16 protein-coding genes, 1 tRNA gene and 1 pseudogene are annotated in these 16,824 nt (G+C 71.3%); 8 read left to right on the top strand and 10 right to left on the bottom strand.

All coding sequences use genetic code 11. The annotated features are described in order from the left end of the window. Nucleotides 1-111 precede the first annotated feature (111 nt). Nucleotides 112-184 (bottom strand) — tRNA-Arg (locus AC3RJ6_RS03005). A 131-nt stretch (nt 185-315) separates the two neighbouring features. On the opposite strand from AC3RJ6_RS03005, the gene AC3RJ6_RS03000 reads away from it, so the two are divergent. Together AC3RJ6_RS03000 and AC3RJ6_RS02995 are read left to right on the top strand one after the other, a co-directional pair. Then, complete coding sequence (locus AC3RJ6_RS03000; RefSeq protein WP_491425389.1) at nt 316-1,419, top strand: ABC transporter permease; 1,104 nt, start codon at nt 316-318, stop codon at nt 1,417-1,419. Further along, a complete protein-coding gene (locus AC3RJ6_RS02995) occupies nt 1,416-3,254 on the top strand; it encodes an ATP-binding cassette domain-containing protein (RefSeq protein WP_491425388.1) in 1,839 nt (612 codons plus the stop codon). The genes AC3RJ6_RS03000 and AC3RJ6_RS02995 overlap by 4 nt, the downstream gene beginning before the upstream one ends. Before the next feature lie 31 nt (nt 3,255-3,285). Here the strand turns inward: AC3RJ6_RS02995 and AC3RJ6_RS02990 are convergent, their stop codons facing one another. The 5 genes from AC3RJ6_RS02990 to AC3RJ6_RS02970 all read right to left on the bottom strand — a co-directional run bounded on the left by AC3RJ6_RS02990 (nt 3,286) and on the right by AC3RJ6_RS02970 (nt 9,648). Further along, nucleotides 3,286-4,197, bottom strand: coding sequence for a carbohydrate ABC transporter permease (locus AC3RJ6_RS02990; protein ID WP_491426216.1), 912 nt, complete (start codon nt 4,195-4,197; stop codon nt 3,286-3,288). A 68-nt stretch (nt 4,198-4,265) separates the two neighbouring features. Continuing rightward, nucleotides 4,266-5,240 (bottom strand): carbohydrate ABC transporter permease, encoded by a 975-nt coding sequence (locus AC3RJ6_RS02985; protein ID WP_491426214.1) that lies wholly within the window; start codon nt 5,238-5,240, stop codon nt 4,266-4,268. 5 nt (nt 5,241-5,245) lie between these two features. After that, nucleotides 5,246-6,607 carry an ABC transporter substrate-binding protein gene (locus AC3RJ6_RS02980; RefSeq protein WP_491425387.1) on the bottom strand — a complete coding sequence of 454 codons (1,362 nt, stop codon included), beginning with the start codon at nt 6,605-6,607 and terminating at the stop codon, nt 5,246-5,248. 86 nt (nt 6,608-6,693) lie between these two features. Further along, entirely contained in the window at nt 6,694-8,370 is a 1,677-nt protein-coding gene (locus AC3RJ6_RS02975) for a glycoside hydrolase family 13 protein (protein WP_491426213.1), read from the bottom strand. Between the two features lie 252 nt (nt 8,371-8,622). Next, nucleotides 8,623-9,648, bottom strand: a complete 1,026-nt coding sequence (locus AC3RJ6_RS02970; RefSeq protein ID WP_491425386.1) for a LacI family DNA-binding transcriptional regulator — start codon at nt 9,646-9,648, stop codon at nt 8,623-8,625. Between the two features lie 124 nt (nt 9,649-9,772). Here AC3RJ6_RS02970 and AC3RJ6_RS02965 point away from each other — a divergent pair, with 124 nt between their 5' ends. Continuing rightward, entirely contained in the window at nt 9,773-10,486 is a 714-nt protein-coding gene (locus AC3RJ6_RS02965; protein ID WP_491425385.1) for a DUF6766 family protein, read from the top strand. A 30-nt stretch (nt 10,487-10,516) separates the two neighbouring features. Here the strand turns inward: AC3RJ6_RS02965 and AC3RJ6_RS02960 are convergent, their stop codons facing one another. Then, nucleotides 10,517-11,020: a DUF4383 domain-containing protein gene (locus AC3RJ6_RS02960; RefSeq protein ID WP_491425384.1), complete on the bottom strand. Its 504-nt coding sequence runs from the start codon at nt 11,018-11,020 to the stop codon at nt 10,517-10,519. A gap of 105 nt (nt 11,021-11,125) precedes the next feature. Here AC3RJ6_RS02960 and AC3RJ6_RS02955 point away from each other — a divergent pair, with 105 nt between their 5' ends. Continuing rightward, nucleotides 11,126-11,449, top strand: a complete 324-nt coding sequence (locus tag AC3RJ6_RS02955; RefSeq protein WP_491425383.1) for a DUF7882 family protein — start codon at nt 11,126-11,128, stop codon at nt 11,447-11,449. 81 nt (nt 11,450-11,530) lie between these two features. Here AC3RJ6_RS02955 and AC3RJ6_RS02950 read toward each other — a convergent pair whose 3' ends face one another. After that, nucleotides 11,531-11,743 (bottom strand): hypothetical protein, encoded by a 213-nt coding sequence (locus AC3RJ6_RS02950; protein WP_491425382.1) that lies wholly within the window; start codon nt 11,741-11,743, stop codon nt 11,531-11,533. A gap of 183 nt (nt 11,744-11,926) precedes the next feature. On the opposite strand from AC3RJ6_RS02950, the gene AC3RJ6_RS02945 reads away from it, so the two are divergent. Beyond that, entirely contained in the window at nt 11,927-12,511 is a 585-nt protein-coding gene (locus AC3RJ6_RS02945) for an SRPBCC family protein (RefSeq protein WP_491425381.1), read from the top strand. Between the two features lie 180 nt (nt 12,512-12,691). Here the strand turns inward: AC3RJ6_RS02945 and AC3RJ6_RS02940 are convergent. After that, nucleotides 12,692-12,994, bottom strand: a pseudogene (locus tag AC3RJ6_RS02940) (DUF7882 family protein); the annotation flags it as partial. A gap of 157 nt (nt 12,995-13,151) precedes the next feature. Here AC3RJ6_RS02940 and AC3RJ6_RS02935 point away from each other — a divergent pair. Genes AC3RJ6_RS02935 through AC3RJ6_RS02925 form a run of 3 tightly spaced genes read left to right on the top strand, consistent with a single transcriptional unit; the run spans nt 13,152 to nt 15,359 of the window. Next, nucleotides 13,152-14,033, top strand: coding sequence for an SDR family oxidoreductase (locus AC3RJ6_RS02935; protein WP_491425380.1), 882 nt, complete (start codon nt 13,152-13,154; stop codon nt 14,031-14,033). Between the two features lie 48 nt (nt 14,034-14,081). Then, entirely contained in the window at nt 14,082-14,348 is a 267-nt protein-coding gene (locus tag AC3RJ6_RS02930) for a DUF7218 family protein (RefSeq protein WP_491425378.1), read from the top strand. A 24-nt stretch (nt 14,349-14,372) separates the two neighbouring features. Continuing rightward, nucleotides 14,373-15,359: a DNA topoisomerase IB gene (locus AC3RJ6_RS02925; RefSeq protein WP_491425377.1), complete on the top strand. Its 987-nt coding sequence runs from the start codon at nt 14,373-14,375 to the stop codon at nt 15,357-15,359. Between the two features lie 33 nt (nt 15,360-15,392). Here AC3RJ6_RS02925 and AC3RJ6_RS02920 read toward each other — a convergent pair whose 3' ends face one another. Next, nucleotides 15,393-16,784: an Nramp family divalent metal transporter gene (locus tag AC3RJ6_RS02920; RefSeq protein WP_491425375.1), complete on the bottom strand. Its 1,392-nt coding sequence runs from the start codon at nt 16,782-16,784 to the stop codon at nt 15,393-15,395. Nucleotides 16,785-16,824: the final 40 nt, after the last annotated feature.

The raw sequence follows: 16,824 nt of genomic DNA, 5'->3' as shown, positions 1-16,824 counted from the left end.
GTTGCACAAACGGTCCAACGACTCGTTGGACGAACACAAAGAAGGAGAAAGCCCGATGTACCAGCAGAAAACAGCGAAGGCGGCTCGCATGCTGCGAACCGCCTTCTTCCGCGCGCCCGGAGGGACTCGAACCCCCAACCTTCTGATCCGTAGTCAGATGCTCTATCCATTGAGCTACGGGCGCATGGCTCGTCGCCTGCCGCATCGTCTGCGATCAGGCAACCACGTAACTCTAACCCAAGCCGCGCCCGATCGCCAATCGAGCGTCCCGAGCACCCTTGCCGGGAATTCGTCCCCTGGTGAATAATCCGTAGTATGCGAGCGATCTTCATCAAGGAGTTCCAGGAACTGCGGCGCGACCGGCTCACGCTCGGCATGCTGATCGTGATGCCGCTGCTGCTGCTCGTGATCTTCGGCTACGCGGCGAACTTCACCGTCGAGACCCTGCGGGTCACGGTGTACGGCGCCGAGTCGAGCCGGATCGAAGACGCGATCGAGGGCAACGACGAGCTGAGCGACCACCTCGAGATCGTCTCGACCGATGCAGGCGGCGACGCCGACGACGCCCAGCAGTCGCTCGTCGACCGCGAGGGCAACGTGTCGATCTTCGCCGACGAGCCGACCGCCGCCACCGTGTACATCGACGGCTCCAACCTGTTCGCCGCCCAATCGGCGCAGGTGCTGTTCACGCAGCTCAGCGCGCAGCTCGCGCAGAATCCGCAGGCGCCGCAGCTCGACATCGAGATCCTCTTCAATCCCGACCTGAAGACCTCGTGGGTCATGGTGCCCGCGATCATCGGCTTGATCCTCACCTTCATCGGCACGATCATCACGAGCATCGGCCTCGTCAGGGAGCGCGAGGCCGGCACGTTCGAACAGCTCGCCGTGATGCCGTTGAAGGCCGCCTCGGTCATCCTCGGCAAGATCGCGCCGTACTTCCTGCTCGCGGCGTTCGACATGGTGCTCATCACCCTGCTCGGCATCTGGCTGTTCGGGGTGCCGTTCGTGGGCAGCGTCTGGCTGTTCGCCGTCGGGGCGGCGCTCTTCCTCTTCGCGGTGCTCGGCATGGGCGTGCTGATCTCGTCGGTCGCGAAGACCTCGGGCCAGGCCATCCAGGGCGCGATGATGCTGCTCCTGCCGCAGATCCTGCTGTCGGGCATGATCTTCCCGCTCGACGCGATGGCGGCCGGCGTGCGCTGGATCGGCTACCTGCTGCCGCTGACCTACTTCACGATGGTGTCGCAGGGCGTGATGCTCCGCGGCGCCGGGTGGGATGCGCTGTGGTTGCCGCTGACGCTCATCGCGGTGATGGCGGTCGTGATCTTCGGCCTCGCCGTCGTCCGGCTGCGCGCGAGCATCACGCCCGCGAAGCCGCACGCCGGCCGGGCCGGGCACCGGCGGCACGGGAGCCACCGATGACCGACATCGGCGTCGACGGCATCCGCGTCGCGTTCGGCGACGAGGTCGCCCTCGACGAGGTCACGCTCGCGGTGCCGGCCGGCTCGGTCACCGCGGTCGTCGGCGGCGACGGGGCCGGCAAGTCGACGCTGCTGCGGGTGCTCGCGGGGCGCGTCGCGCCCGAGCGGGGTTCCGTCACGACCCTCGGCAAGCCCGAGCTGGGCTACCAGCCGTCGACGTCCGGCGTCTGGGCCAATCTCAGCGTCGACGAGAACATCGCCTTCGTCGGCGAGTCGTACGGCATGCGCTCGGCGGAGATCCGCGAGCGCTCGACCGAGCTCCTCGACCGGGCCGGGCTCTCCGCGGCGCGCGACCGGCTGGGTCGCGAGCTCTCCGGCGGCATGCGCCAGAAGCTGGGGTTCCTCCTCGCCATCCTGCACCGGCCGAGCCTCGTGCTGCTCGACGAGCCGAGCACGGGCGTCGACCCCGTCAGCCGGGTCGAACTGTGGCGGCTCATCTCGTCGACCGCGACCGACGGGGCGGCCGTGCTGCTCGCCACGACCTATCTCGACGAGGCGCAGCGCGCGGCCTCCGTCACGGCGCTCGACCGCGGCCGGGCGATCGCGTCGGGCACGCCCGAGACGATCATCGCCGCGACCCCGGGCCGCATCGTGCGCACCGACGGCGCCGCGAGCTGGGACTCGTGGCGGCGGGGCCTCGAACGACACCGCTGGCTGCCGGCCGGTGGCGAGACCCCGGTCGCGGCAGCCGCGGCGGCCTCCGCTGCGGCGACGGGATCCGACGCGGCGACCGCCACCCCGCGAGGCGCAGCCGTCGGGGATGCCGCAGCCGGGCCCGCGGCATCGCCGACGACGGTTCGCCCCGACCTCGAAGACGCGCTCATCGCCTACACGCTCTCGCGCGAGGCCCCCGACGCCCGGGAGGCTGACGAGCCGCCCGGCCCGGCGGCCGACCGCCCGGCGGCAGCCGCCGACGGCGCACCGGCCGGCGGTGTCGTGGTGGCGGCCGGCCACGAGGTCACCCGTCGATTCGGTTCGCAGGTCGCCGTCGACCGCATGAGCCTCGAGGTGCGCACGGGCGAGGTCGTCGGGCTGATCGGCGCGAACGGCGCCGGCAAGACGACGTTCCTGCGCGCGCTCATCGGGTTGGACCAGCCCGACGAGGGCGCCGTCGAGCTCTTCGGCGCCGCACCCGACGCCCGTTCGCGCAAGCGACTCGGCTACGTGCCCCAGAGCCTCGGGCTCTCGCGCACGATCAGCGTCGAGGAGAACGTCGAGTTCTTCGGCCGCGTCTACGGCACGCCGAAGCCGGCCCTCCCGGCCTCGCTCGACGAGGTCCGTCGTTCACTCGTCGGGGCGATCGGCCTCGGGCGGCAGCGGCAGCTCGCGTTCACCCTCGCCCTCGCGCACGAGCCCGAGCTGCTGGTGCTCGACGAGCCCACCTCGGGCGTCGATCCGCTCTCGAGGGCGCGGTTGTGGGACACGATCCACGCGCAGGCCGACGCCGGTCGCGGGGTGCTCGTGACGACCCACTACATGCAGGAGGCGGAGCAGTGCACCCGGCTGGCCCTCATGTCGCAGGGGCGGCTGCTCGGCGTCGGCTCGGTCGACGAGCTCATCGCGGGCGTGACGGCCGTGCTCGTGAGCACGCCCGACTGGCAGCGTGCGTTCACGACGCTCAGCCGCGCCGGCCTGCCCACGATGCTGTCGGGGCGCACGGTGCGGGTGGCGGGCGTCGAGCCCGATCGCGTGCGAGCGGCGCTCGGCGGCATCGACGCGACGGTCGAACCCGTGGCGCCGACGCTCGAGGAGGCGATGGTGCTGCTCGAGCCATGACGTCGGCGAGGCCGCCGACCGAGACCGGCGCCTACCCCTTCACCGCCCCGCCGAGCCCCGCACCGCGCAGGAACAGGCGCTGGAACACGAGGAACAGGGCCACCGGGATGAGCGTCGAGATCGCGAGCGCCGCGAGGAACACGTCGAGCTCGGTCTGCGACTGCACCGCGGGCAGCCGCACCGACAGCGGCTGCACCGCGGGGTCGGGCAGCACGAGCAGCGGCCAGAGGAAGTCCTTCCAGGCGGCGATCACCGCGAACACCGAGACGACGCCGAGGATGGGCTTCGACATCGGCAGCACGATCGACCAGAAGACGCGGAAGGGCCCGGCGCCGTCGGTGCGGGCGGCCTCGAACACCTCGCGCGGCAGCCCGTCGAAGAACCGCTTCACGAGCAGGATGTTGAAGGCGTTCGCCGCGGCCGGCAGCCACACGGCCCAGTAGGTGTTGAGCAGCGACACGTCGATGAGCGGCGGGTGCAGGATCGTGAGGTAGAGCGGCACGAGCAGCACGACCGCGGGGATGAACAGCGTCGCGAGCACGAGGGCGTTCAGCACGGGCGCGTACTTCGGCCGCAGGATCGACAGCGCGTAGCCGGCCGTCGTCGCGATCAGCAGCTGGAAGAACCACGACCCGGCCGCGACCCAGATCGTGTTCAGGAAGTACTGGTCGATGTGGATGTCGTTCCACGCCTGCTCGAGGTTGGCCCAGTCGATGCCGTTGGGCCAGAGCGCGAACGGCTGGGTGAGCGTGTCCTGGGTGGGCGTGACCGCCGCCTTCGCGAGCCACAGCAGCGGCCCGAGCCCGGCGATGACGAGGCCGACGAAGAGGAACACGTGGATGCCGCCCATCGAGGCAGGCACCCCGCCGCGCCTCCGCTCGTGCTCGGAGACGATGCCGCGGTCGCCACCGTCGTCGGGGGCGCCGGGCCGGCGTCGCGTCATCCGCGACAGGCGGGCGCGCAGCGTGATCGAGTCCGCCGTCGTGGCGGGGGCGGTTCCCTGCGCGGTGGTCAATTCGTGCTCCAACGGTCGGTCAGCTTGAAGTAGAGCCAGCTCAGGAGGCCCAGGAAGACGGCGAGCATGAGGCTCAGCGCCGTGGCCTCGCCGTAGTCGCCGCCGAGGCTGTTCTGGAACGCGTAGCGGTAGATCAGCAGCAGCACGGTGAGGGTCGAGTTGTTCGGTCCGCCGCCCGTGAACAGGAACGGCTCGAGGAAGACCTGCGCGGTGCCGATGACCTGCAGGATCAGCATGATGAAGAGGATGCCGCGCAGCTGCGGCAGCGTGACGTGCCAGATCTTGCGCCAGATGCCCGCTCCGTCGACCTCGGCCGCATCGTAGAGCTCGGGCGGCACCGCGATGAGCGCCGCGAGGTAGATGATGATCGACCCGCCGGCGGCGGCCCACGTCGCCTCGATGACGAGCGAGGGCATCGCGGTCGCCGACGACTGCAGCCACGGCTGCGGCGGGATGCCGACCCAGCCGAGCACGGTGTTGAAGACGCCGTCGGGGCTCGCGTTGTAGAACACCTTCCAGAGCAGCACCGCCACGACGGGCGGCACGACGACGGGCAGGTAGGCGAGGGCGCTGTACAGGCCCTTGCCCCGGCGCACCTCGCTCATCAGCACCGCCATGAGGATCGGCAGCGGGAATCCGAACACGAGCGCAAGTGCCGCGAAGTAGAGGGTGTTGAGCACGGCGGTGCCGAGGTTCGGGTCGCCCAGCACGCGCGCGAAGTTGTCGAGCCCGACCCAGACGGGCGGCGTGATCAGGTTCGTCTTCTGGAAGCTCATGACGACCGCCTGCGCGATCGGCCCCCAGCTGAACACCCCGAACACGATGAGCATCGGTGCGAGGAACGCGAGGTTCCACAGCCCGCCGCCGCGCACCCAGGTCACGGGGTTGCGGCGGCGGCGCGGCCGCGGCTCCGATCGACGGGCGGCGGGATGCCGCGGCGGGGCCTCCGCCGCGGCATCCCGATCGATCATGGTCGTCACTGGTCGAGCAGGGCCTGCGCGTCGACGTCGACCTGCTGCAGCAGCGCGTCGATGTCGGCGTTCTCGTCGGTCAGCACGGCCTGCACGAGGTTGTCCATGAGGGCGTAGATCGGCTGCGTCTGCCCCTTGAACTCGCCCACCGGGGTCTGCTCGAAGATGCCCTCGGTGAAGCCCGTCATCTGGTCGAGCGGCACGTTGACGTAGGGGGCGATCCACTCCTGCGACTCGAGGTAGGTCTCCTTGTCGAGCACGGGCAGCACCGGCGTGCCGACGGCCTGGTCCGACTCCGACAGCGCCTTCGCGTCGGCGATCGCCGCGTCCTCGTTCAGGAGCTTCTGCATGTAGTACCAGTCGATCCACTTGACCGCGGCCGCCTTGGTCTCGTCGTCGAGCGTCGGCGGCATGACGGCGATGTCGCCGCCGCCGAGCACGCCGCCGCCGTTCTCGGTCGGGATCACGGTGAGGCCGTAGATGTCGGGGCTCATGCCGAAGTCGCGCACGAGCGCCGTGTAGACGTCGGAGCCCGAGGTGTACATGCCGATGTTGCCCGCGGCGAACTCCTGGTTGATGCTGCCCCAGTCGAGATCGAACGTCGACCCCATCGAGTCGTCCTCCCAGCGGAGGTCGTGCAGGTACTCGAGCGTCGCCTTCGTCGCGTCGTTGTCGATCGTCGACGTGTAGGTGCCGTCGTCGTTCGCCTCCTGCAGCGACGCCCCGCGCGAGTCGGCCTGCACCGAGAGCTGCCAGCCGCCGGTGTTGCCCGCCGCCATGGTCGCGTAGCCGGCCTTGCCGGTCTTCTCGGCGATGGTCTTCGCGGCCGCTCGCACCTCGTCCCACGTCGTCGGCGGGTTGTCGGGGTCGAGCCCGGCCTGCTCGAACAGGTCGCGGTTGTAGTGGAGGCCGTTGGCATACGCCTGGCGCGGGAAGCCGTAGACCTGGCCGTCGCTCCCGGTGACCTCCTCGAGGATGATCGGGTTGAACTTGTCGGAGTAGCCGAGCTCCTGCAGCTCGTCGGTCACGTCCATCAGCTGGCCGTTCTCGAGCAGCGTCTTCGTGTCGGTGAAGGGCACCGTGAAGACGTCGGGCAGGCTGCCGCCCGCGAGCTGCGCGGCGAAGGTGGGCGCCGTCCACTCGTACTCGAGGCCGACGATGTCGATGTCGGGGTTGGCGTCCTCGAACTGCTTCTCCTGTTCGGCGAACGCGTCGTAGGCGGCCTGGTCGGCCCCGGGCGGGAAGGTGGCGACGCGCAGTTCGAGCTTGCCGTCGTCGCCGCCCGAGTCGGCGCTGCAGGCGGCGAGCGAGCCGGCGACCACGAGGGCGGTGAGCCCCGCGATCGCGATGCTGCGTGATGACTTCATTGTCGTGTTCCTTTCGGTGCTGTGTTGAGGGTGACGCGGTGTCGGGTACTGCGGATCGGTGCGGTGGGTGGTGCGGTCGGTTCGGTTCAGGGATGCCTCGGCGCCGGCGCGGTGCGCAGCCACGCGGTCGCGTCGGACGGGAGCAGGCCGGCCTCGAGCGGGGCGCTCGCGAGCAGGATGCTCTCGTGGTCGGGCAGGGCGACGGCCGCCCGTCCGAGGTTCGTGATCGAGACGAGGTCGTCGCCCCGGCGGAAGCAGAGCACGTCGTCGCCGTGCTCGAGCCACGTCATCGGGCCGTCGCCGAGCGCGGCCTCGCGGCGGCGCAGCCGAAGCGCCTGCCGGTAGAGCCAGAGCATCGACGACGGGTCGGCCTGTTGCGCCTGCACGGTGAGCGCGGCCCAGTCGGCCGGCTGCGGCAGCCACGGCTCGGTGCCGAGCGGGCCGAACCCGAACGGGGCGCTGGTCCCGCGCCAGGGCAGCGGCACGCGGCAGCCGTCGCGCCCCGGGTCGACCCCGCCCGAGCGGAAGTGCATCGGGTCGTCGATCGCCTCGCGGGGCAGCTCGACCTCGGGCAGGCCCAGCTCGTCGCCCTGGTACAGGTAGAGCGACCCGGGCAGGGCCGCCGTGAGCAGGGCCGCCGCGCGGGCGCGACGCGTGCCGAGGGCGAGGTCGGTGGGCGTGCCGAAGCGCTTCTTCGCGAACGCGAACGACGAGTCGTCGCGACCGTAGCGGGTGACCGGGCGGGTCACGTCGTGGTTCGAGAGCACCCAGGTGCTCGGGGCGCCGACGGGCGCGTGGGCGGCGAGCATGAGGTCGATCGACGCGCGCAGCTCGTCGGCCGCCCAGGGGCGCGACATGAAGTCGAAGTTGAACGCCGTGTGCATCTCGTCGGGGCGCAGGTAGGCCGCGAAGCGGGAGGCATCCGGCACCCAGACCTCGCCGACGAGCACGCGCGTGCCCTCGTACGAGTCGGCGATGCGCCGCCACGACCGGTACACGTCGTGCACCTCGTCGCGGTCCTCGGTCGGGTGCTGTCCGGGCGCGACGATCTCGGGCACCTCGGGCAGCGCCGGGTCCTTGATGAGGAGTCCGGCCGAGTCGATCCGCACACCCGCGACGCCGCGGTCGAACCAGAATCGCAGGATGTCCTCGTGCTCGGCGCGCACGTCGGGGTGGTTCCAGTTGAGGTCGGGCTGCTCGGGCGTGAAGAGGTGCAGGTACCACTCCCCCGGCGTGCCGTCGGGGTTCACGGTGCGGGTCCACGTGTCGCCCTGGAAGTTCGACACCCAGTGGGTCGGCATCTCGTCACCGTTCGCGCCCCGGCCGGGGTGGAACCAGAAGCGCTCGCGCTCGGGACTGCCGGGTCCGGCGGCGAGCGCGGCCTCGAACCAGGGATGCCGCGAGCTCACGTGGTTCGGGACGATGTCGATGATCGTGCGGATGCCCCGGTCGGCGGCCGCGGCGATGAGCTGCTCGGCGTCGGCGAGGGTGCCGAAGGCGGGGTGGATGTCGCGGTAGTCGGCGACGTCGTAGCCGCCGTCGGCGAGGGGCGACGGGTACCACGGGTTGAACCAGAGCGCGTCGACGCCGAGGTCGGCGAGGTAGTCGAGGCGGCTCAGCACGCCGCGCAGGTCGCCCGTGCCGTCGCCGTCGGAGTCGGCGAAGCTGCGCACGTACACCTGGTAGATGACGGCGCTGCGCCACCAGAGCGGGTCGTGCACGAGGGCGGCGGGCACGGTGCCTGGGGCGTCGGTGAGCGGCATGGTCACGCGGTCGTTCTCCTCGAGTCGGGCGGGCTTCGCGCCGAGCGGTCGGAGACGTCGGCGTCGATGCGGCTCAACGTAATGAGAGCAACAGAATGATGCAACTATTCAACAATCCAGCATGAAATTGCGACAGCTTGCGTCGAGTTGCGGCAGCCGCTTGCAGAAAGGTCACGGCCCCGGTCGGTCGAGTAGGCGCGCAGCGCCGTATCGAGACCCCCACCCCGGTGGTCTCGATACGCTCCTTCGTCGCTACTCGACCGACCGTGCCGACCGCGCCGCCGGCGCCGTCGAGCCGCGCACGACGAGCTCGGGCGCGAAGAACACCTCGTCGCCGATCGAGCGCTCGCTCGACATCTGCCGCATGAGCAGCTCGATGATCATCTTGCCCATCGACTCGATCGGCTGGCGCACGGTCGTGAGCGGCGGCTCCGTGCAGTTCATGAGCGCCGAGTCGTCGAAGCCGATCACCGAGACGTCCTCGGGCACGCGCAGCCCCGCGCGCCGCGCCGCGCGCACCGCGCCGAGCGCCATCGGGTCGCTCGCGCATACGATGCCCGTGACGCCCGCCGCGAGCAGCTTGGCGGCGGCCGTCTGGCCCGACTCGAGCGAGTAGAACGAGTGCACGATGCGCTCGTCGGGCAACTCGATGCCGAGCCGCTCCGCGGTGACCAGTGCGGCCGCGAGCTTGCGCCGCGAGGGCACGTGGTCGCTCGGGCCGAGCAGCAGCCCGATGCGCTCGTGCCCGAGCTGGGCGAGGTGCCCGAGCGCCTGCTCGGTCGAGACCGCGTCGTCGCACGACACGGTCGCGAAGCCGATGCCGTCGATCGGCGCGTTCACGAGCACGGTCGGCAGCTTGAGCTCGCGCAGCCGCTCGTAGTGGTCGTGGTTCACGTCGGCCTGGGCGTACGCGCCGCCCGCGAAGATGACACCCGAGACCTGCTGGTGCAGCAGCAGCTCGACGTAGTCGGACTCCGAGATGCCGCCGGCCGTCTGGATGCAGAGCACCGGCGTGAAGCCGTTCTGGGCGAGCCCGCCGCCGATCACCTCGGCGAGCGCGGGGAAGATCGGGTTCTGCAGCTCGGGCATCACGAGCCCGACGAGGCGGGCGCGCTCGCCCCGCAGCTTCGTCGGCCGCTCGTAGCCCAGCACGTCGAGCGCGGTGAGCACGGCGTCGCGCGTCGACGGCGAGACGCCGGGCTTGCCGTTGAGCACGCGACTCACGGTCGCCTCGCTCACCCCGACCTTGCGTGCGACGTCTGCGAGCCTTCTCGACATGGCCGCAATCGTACGCGATGCGTTGCAAGAACTCGACAGCCTCGGATGCGGCATCCCACCCGCTCCGTCAACCCCGTTGCCCCGCCCATCGGCTGACGGCAGCATCGAGCCGAGGGGGATCGGAATGACGAAGGACGCCACCGAGGCACCGGCAGCGGGGCCCGGCGAACGAGGCGCCGCGCGCTGGCTGCGCGAGCACGCACTCATCGTCGTGTGCCTCGCGATCTTCATCGTGTGCCTGGCGGGCATGGCGGTGAGCGGCTTCCAGGTCTACAACGAGGAGCAGGTCGACCACGGCGCGAGCCCGATCGGCTTCATCGAGTACCTCGGCACGGGGCAGTTCGTCGAGGCCACGTTCGAGAACTGGGAGTCGGAGTTCCTGCAGATGGGCGCCTACGTCGTGCTCACGGTCTTCCTCTTCCAGAAGGGCTCGAGCGAGTCGAAGCCGCTCGGCGAGAAGACCCCGCAGGACGAGGACCCGCGGGACGCGAAGATCGGCCCCGACACCCCGTGGCCCGTACGCCGCGGCGGGTTCGTGCTCGTGCTCTACGAGAACTCGCTCGCGATCTTCTTCTTCGTGCTGTTCGGGCTTTCGTTCTTCCTGCACGCGGTCGGCGGTGCCGAGGCCTACTCCGAGGAGCAGCTGCAGCACGGCCTGCCCGGCGTGAGCGTCTGGGAGTACCTCGGCACCGCGCAGTTCTGGTTCGAGTCGATGCAGAACTGGCAGAGCGAGTTCCTCGCGGTCGCCGCGATCGTCGGCGCCTCGGTGCTGCTGCGCCAGCGCGGGTCGCCCGAGTCGAAGCCCGTCGCGACCCCGCACCACGAGACGGGCTCCTGACGCCGCACGGTCGGCTGCGGCGCCGAGCGGTCAGGTGCGACGCCGCGGCCCGCGTGCCGGTCGCCCCGACGAGCCTGCGGCGTCGGCGCCGCGCCGTCCGAGCAGCGCACCGAGCGCGACCATGACCGCGGCGATCCCCGCGTGCAGCCAGTTGTCGGCCCCGTTGAGCGGCACGACGTTCGCGGGGTGGTCGCCGGTTGCGACGAGTCCGTACACGAGCAGGCCCGCGTAGAGCACGCCGCCCCAGATCAGGTAGCCCCGGGCACCCGCGAAGGTCGTCGCGAACAGCAGCCCCGAGAGGCCGAACAGCAGGTGCACGAAGTTGTGCAGGATCGAGACCTGGAAGAGGCCGAGCAGCATCGCACCCGACTCGTGGCCCGAGAAGGTCATCGCGCCGACGTCGGTCGTGAGCCCGGGGATGAACCCGGCGATGCCCACGACGATGAAGACGGCGCCGACGATCGCCGCCGCCTTCTGGACGGGCGCCTCGGCGTACCTCACCTGCGCAGCGGACTCGGCGTTCGAAGTGGACATGTGCCGATCCTGTCGCCCCGCGCGCTCGGCCGGCAGGGCCTTGACAGCGAGACGGCCGGTATCGCGGGGGCGACGACGGCCGCTCGGCCGACTACAGTTCGATGCATGGGCAAGCTCATCTACAACTCGTCGAACCGCGAGCTCGACATCGACGACCGCACACTCGCCCACCTGCGCATCGCGATCATCAACAAGCTGCGCCGCTCCGAGAGCTTCGCCATGACCTGGGAGCACGGCGTCGCGAACGGCAGCGGGCGCACGACCCTCTGGCTCAATGAGTCGATCCCGCTGCAGTTCGTGTTCAGCGGCAACCGGCCGCCCAAGCTCAACCGGCTGTGGATCGAGCAGTTCCTGCTCTCGGCGAACAGCACCGCGGGCCTGCACTTCGTGCCCGAGCCCGACGACGACGAGGAGTTCGAGGGCGACTGACCGGCGCACGCCGACGCGGCCGACCGGCCGGGCCGGCGGAGCCGGCGTGGCCGGCGGAGCCGGCGTGGTCGCCGGTCGGATTCAGTCGACCGCCTCGATCTGCGTCAGCACGTATCGCTGCTCGGCCTCCGTGAGGCGGTCGGGTGCGGAAGCCGACGTGAGCGCCTCGATCTCGAGCACGACGACCTCGTCGAGCGGCCCCGTGAGGTCGTCGAGCAGGAGGTGTCTCGCCCTGATCGAGAGATGCGGCCACCAGCGCTCGATCTCGGCACGGCCTTCGTCGACGGGTACCATGCGGCATCACCTCCGCGCCGCGCACGAGTTGCGCGCGTCCTATGTCTCGTCTACCAGCATGGATGCCGCCCGGCAAGCCCCTCGCCGCCTGTCGGCGCCCGGCCTAACGTGCTCGGCGAGGCACACGATGCCTGCCGGGCGCCGAACGGCACCCGGCCGCTGGAGCAGAACGGAGGAACGGCCATGACGACGACCGTGACGGCGACGACCGAGGTGGAGGTCCCGATCCGGGTCGCCTACGACCAGTGGACGCAGTTCGAGACCTTTCCCGAGTTCATGACCGGAGTCGAGTCGATCACCCAGCTCGACGACGAGCTCACGCACTGGGTCGTCTCGATCGGCGGGGTGCGGCGCGAGTTCGACGCCGAGATCGGCGACCAGGTACCCGACGACCACGTCGCGTGGCGCAGCTCGGGCGAGGTGGTGCACCGGGGGCGCGTCGACTTCACCCCGGAGGGTGCCGACCGGACGCGGGTCGACCTCGAGCTCGAGTGGGAGCCGGAGGGCTTCGTCGAGAACGCAGGGGCCGCCCTGCAGATCGACGACCTGCAGGTGAAGAAGGACCTGCACCGCTTCAAGGAGTTCATCGAGCGGCGCGGTGGCGAGACCGGCGCGTGGCGCGGCGAGGTGCACGGAGGCGAGGCGACGAGCGACGGCGGCGTCGTGCCCGGGCGGGACGCGCCGGGCGCATCGATGCCCGGCGGAACGACCCGCGCGACGACGGGCGACGACGGGGTGAGCGGCGCCGACCCCGACATCGTCACCTGACCGAGCGTCACCCGGGCTGCGGCGCCCGCGGCTCCGGCCGGTCGATCACGACCCCGGAGCGGCGGGCGGCGTCTCGCGGCCGGCCTTCGGGCGATCGCCGTCGTCACCGTCGCCGTCGTCGATCTCCTGCACGTCGACACCGACCTGCACGGGCTGCTCGGGCATGGTCGAGATCGGCTCCGTGTCGAGATGCTCGGGGACGAGCTGAATGCCGCCCGTGCTGTTCGCGGAGCGCATGAGGTCCTCGATCCACTTGCGGCTCAGTTCGGGCGCCTCGGGCTCGTCGAAGACGAACCGCAGCGGGATCGACGCGTGCAGCCACAGCGTGCTGCGGCCGCGCGCCTGGTCGTCGGTGTGCTTCCACGACAGCGTGAAGCTCTCGCCGCGTCGCAGCTTGGTGATGATCGCGACCTTGAGATGCGCGAGCGCGCGGTCTTCGATGCCGATCGGGGTACCGGAGTCGCCGTAGTAGAGGGTCCCCACAGGATCACCGTATTCCTCTCCGCCGCGCCGGTGGTCCGAGTCGGGACGTGCGGCCTCCTGCGCACATCCCACACGTCCCGGCAGGGCGTGTCAATCCCCTGCCGGGCGGCGGCCGATCTGCATACCGTGGCTGCGACTGAAGGAACGGGGCCCGGGCATGTCAGATCAGCTGATCGATCCCACGACGAAGCACACGACCGACCACTTCCCACGCCAGGAGCAGGAGCCGCCGGGCCTCACCGCCGCGATGTCGCCGCAGCCCGACCACGGCGAGTACAGCTATCACGGCGCGAAACGCCTCGAGGGCCGCCGCGCGCTCATCACGGGCGGCGACTCGGGCATCGGCCGAGCCGTCGCGATCGCCTTCGCCCGGGAGGGGGCGAAGGTCGCGATCTCGTACCTGCCCGAGGAGCAGCCCGACGCCGACGAGACCGCGGTGTGGATCACCGACGCCGGCGGCGACCCGCTGCTGCTGCCCGGCGACCTCCGCGACGAGGCGTTCTGCACCGAGCTCATCGACGACGTCGATCAGGAGTTCGGCGGCATCGACCTGCTCGTGCTCAACGCCGCGCACCAGCACGATCGCGGCGGAATCGAGGGCGTGCCGAGCGACGACTTCGAGCACGTCATGCGGGTCAACCTGTTCGCGCCGGTGTTCCTGGCACGGGCCGCCGTGCCGCGGATGGACCCGGGCTCGTGCATCATCACGACCGCATCGATCCAGGGCTTCGAGCCGTCGCCCGCGCTCGTCGACTACGCGATGACCAAGGCCGCGCTCGTGGCGTTCACGCGTGCCCTCGCGGAGGAGCTCGGACCCCGCGGCATCCGCGTCAACGCCGTCGCGCCGGGGCCGATCTGGACCCCGCTGATCCCGTCGACGGGCTGGCCCGACAAGCTCCACGACTTCGGCAAGAACACCCCCATCGGCCGGGCCGGCCAGCCGGCCGAGCTCGCCGGCGCCTACGTGTACCTCGCCTCCGACGAGGCGTCGTACGTGTCGGGCGCGATCGTGCCGGTGACGGGCGGACGCCCGCTCTGAACCGGGCGGGCGCCCGCTCTGAACCGGCGGAGCAGGAAGGAGATCACGATGCCAGGACGCAGGAACGCATCGCTCAAGGACCCCGAGCTGTACGAGGAGCTCCGCGAGGACGGCGCCTCGAAGGAGAAGGCCGCGCGCATCTCGAACGCGGCGGCGAAGCAGGGGCGCAGCGCGATCGGCCGCAAGGGCGGCGAGCACGGCGACTACGAGGACTGGACGGTCGACGAGCTCAAACACCGCGCGAAGGAACTCGGCCTGCACGGCTACAGCGACAAGCGCAAGTCCGAGCTCATCTCGGCACTGCGCAACCACTGAGCGCCCCGACCGGGTGCGCTCGGGATGCCGCGCCTCAAGCGGGTCGTGCCCTACGTCTCGCCCGGCTACGCCCGGGTGCGACGGGGGCGCGGCTTCAGCTACGTGCACGCCGACGGCGGTGCAGCCGGCCGCGCCGAGCGCGCGCGCATCGCCGACCTCGCCGTGCCGCCGGCGTGGAACGAGGTGTGGATCGCCGACGCCGCGAACGCGCACATCCTCGCGGTCGGGGTCGACGCCGCTGGTCGGCGCCAGTACCTCTACCACCCGGCCTGGCGCGAGCGGCAGGACGCCGAGAAGTTCCAGCGCATGGCCGACCTCGCCCTCGCGCTGCCCGCCGCGCGGCGCAGTGCGCGCCGCGACCTCGCGATCGGGGGGATGCCACGGGCCCGCGTGCTCGCGGCGGCGTTCACGACCCTCGACCTCGGTGCCATCCGCATCGGCTCCGAGGAGTCGCTCGCGGGGTTCCGCAATCGCGGGCTGACGACCCTGCTCGTGCGCAACGCCACCGTCGAGGCCGCCGACACCGTACGGTTCCGCTTCCGCGCGAAGGGCGGCATCGCCCAGGAGCTGCGGGTCGCCGACGAACGGCTCGCGGACTTCGTCGGCGAGGCGGGCGAACGGTCGGCGGCCGCGCGGCTCTACGCGTGGGCCGACGGCCGGGCGATGCGCGCGGCCGCACCCGCCGACGTCAACGACGACATCCGCGCCCGCACGGGCGGCGAGTTCACGGCGAAGGACTTCCGCACGCTGCGGGGCACGCTCGTGGCCGCCGAGCACCTCGCCGGGCACGGCCCTGCGCCGACGTCGCGCGCCCGGGCGGCCGCGGTGCGCGACGCGATCGAGGCGGCGTCGCTCGCGCTCGGCAACACGCCGGCGATCGCCAGGGCCAGCTACGTCGACCCGCGGGTGATCGCCGCATACGAACGGGGCGTCGTCGTGGCATCCGGCCGTGATCGCGAACGCCGGCTGCTCGACCTGCTCGGCGGCGACGCGGCCGGCGGATCAGCATGACCCGGCTCCTTCAGCGATCGGGCGGGCCGGCCGTCAGCCGAGACCGCCGAGGATCGCCTGCACGATGCCGATCACGCTCGCCACGGCCATCACCGAGGCCGCGATCCAGCCGAACGTCGCCGCGAGCGGGCCGATCCGGTAGCGGCCCATCAGCCGCCGATCGTGGGCGATGATCATGACGATCACGAGGAAGGGCGCCGCGACGATGCCGTTGATGAGCGCGCTGAACACGAGCAGGCCGACCGCGTCGGTCGACACGGTCGCGAGCACGACACCGCCGATCGTGCCGATGCCGACGAGCGTGTAGAAGAACGGGTCGCGTCGCGGCGAGTCGGCGAGGCTCCACTCCCGGCCGAGGAGTGCGGCGAGCGCGGCCGAGCCCGCGGTGATGAGCACGGGCACCGCGAGCAGGCCCGATCCGATGAACCCGAGGGCGAACAGCACGGATGCCGCAGGGCCGGCGATCGGCTCGAGGGCGGCCGCGGCGTCGGCGGCGCTCTGCACGCTCTTGCCCTCGGCGCCGAGCGTGGCGGCGGTCGCGACCACGATCGAGAACATGACGACGACCGAGAACACCATGCCGACCACGACGTCGGCGCGGGTGTCGACGAGCTGGCGACGCGCGGTGCGCCGTCGTCGCTGCCGGAGTGCGACGGGCTCGTCGCCGCCCTCGGGCGCATCGCGCAGCTCCTCGACGCGGTCCTCGCTCTGCCAGAAGAACAGGTACGGCGAGATGCTCGTGCCGAGGATCGCGACGATCATGCCGAGGTACGCGGGCGACAGGCTGAAGCCGAGGCCGACGAGCCCCTCGAGCACGTCGCCCCAGTCGACGTTCGCGACGACGAGCACCCCGACGTACGCGAAGAGGCTGAGGCACAGCCAGCGGATCACCTTCGCGACCATCTCGAACGAACCGAAGAAGAGCGCCGCGCCGATGCCGAGCCCGGCGATCGCGCTCCAGAGGTGCGCGGGCCCCGCGTGCAGGAGCTCCATGCCCTCGCCGACGGCGAGCAGGTCGGCGGCGACGTTGAGCCCGTTCGCGGCGAAGAGCGCGACGAGCAGGAGCAGCACCACGAGGCGGCCGGCGCCCGTGAACCGGCTGCGGGCGAGCGCGCCCAGGCTCTTTCCGGTCGCCGAGGCGGTGCGGTCGCAGATCTCCTGCACGGCGATCATGAGCGGCAGCACGAACGGCACCGTCCAGAGGGTGCCGTAGCCGAACACGGCTCCCGCCTGCGCGTACGTCGCGATGCCCGACGGGTCGTCGTCGGAGGCTCCGGTGATGAGGCCGGGGCCGAGCAGGCGCAGCACCCGGCGGATGCCGTGCGGCTGCTCTGCGGGCTCGGCGTCGTCGCCCGCCCCGTGCGCGCCGGCTCCGCGGGAGTGGTCGTGCCCCGCGGCATCCCCGTCGTGCGTGCGTGCGCCCATCGCACCTCCTGCAGTGGTTCGCTGCTCACGCTAGGTGGGC

This window comes from Agromyces cucurbitae, from assembly GCF_058349945.1.
Note: the sequence above shows the minus strand (reverse complement) of the source record. Positions and strands in the feature narration are given on the sequence as shown.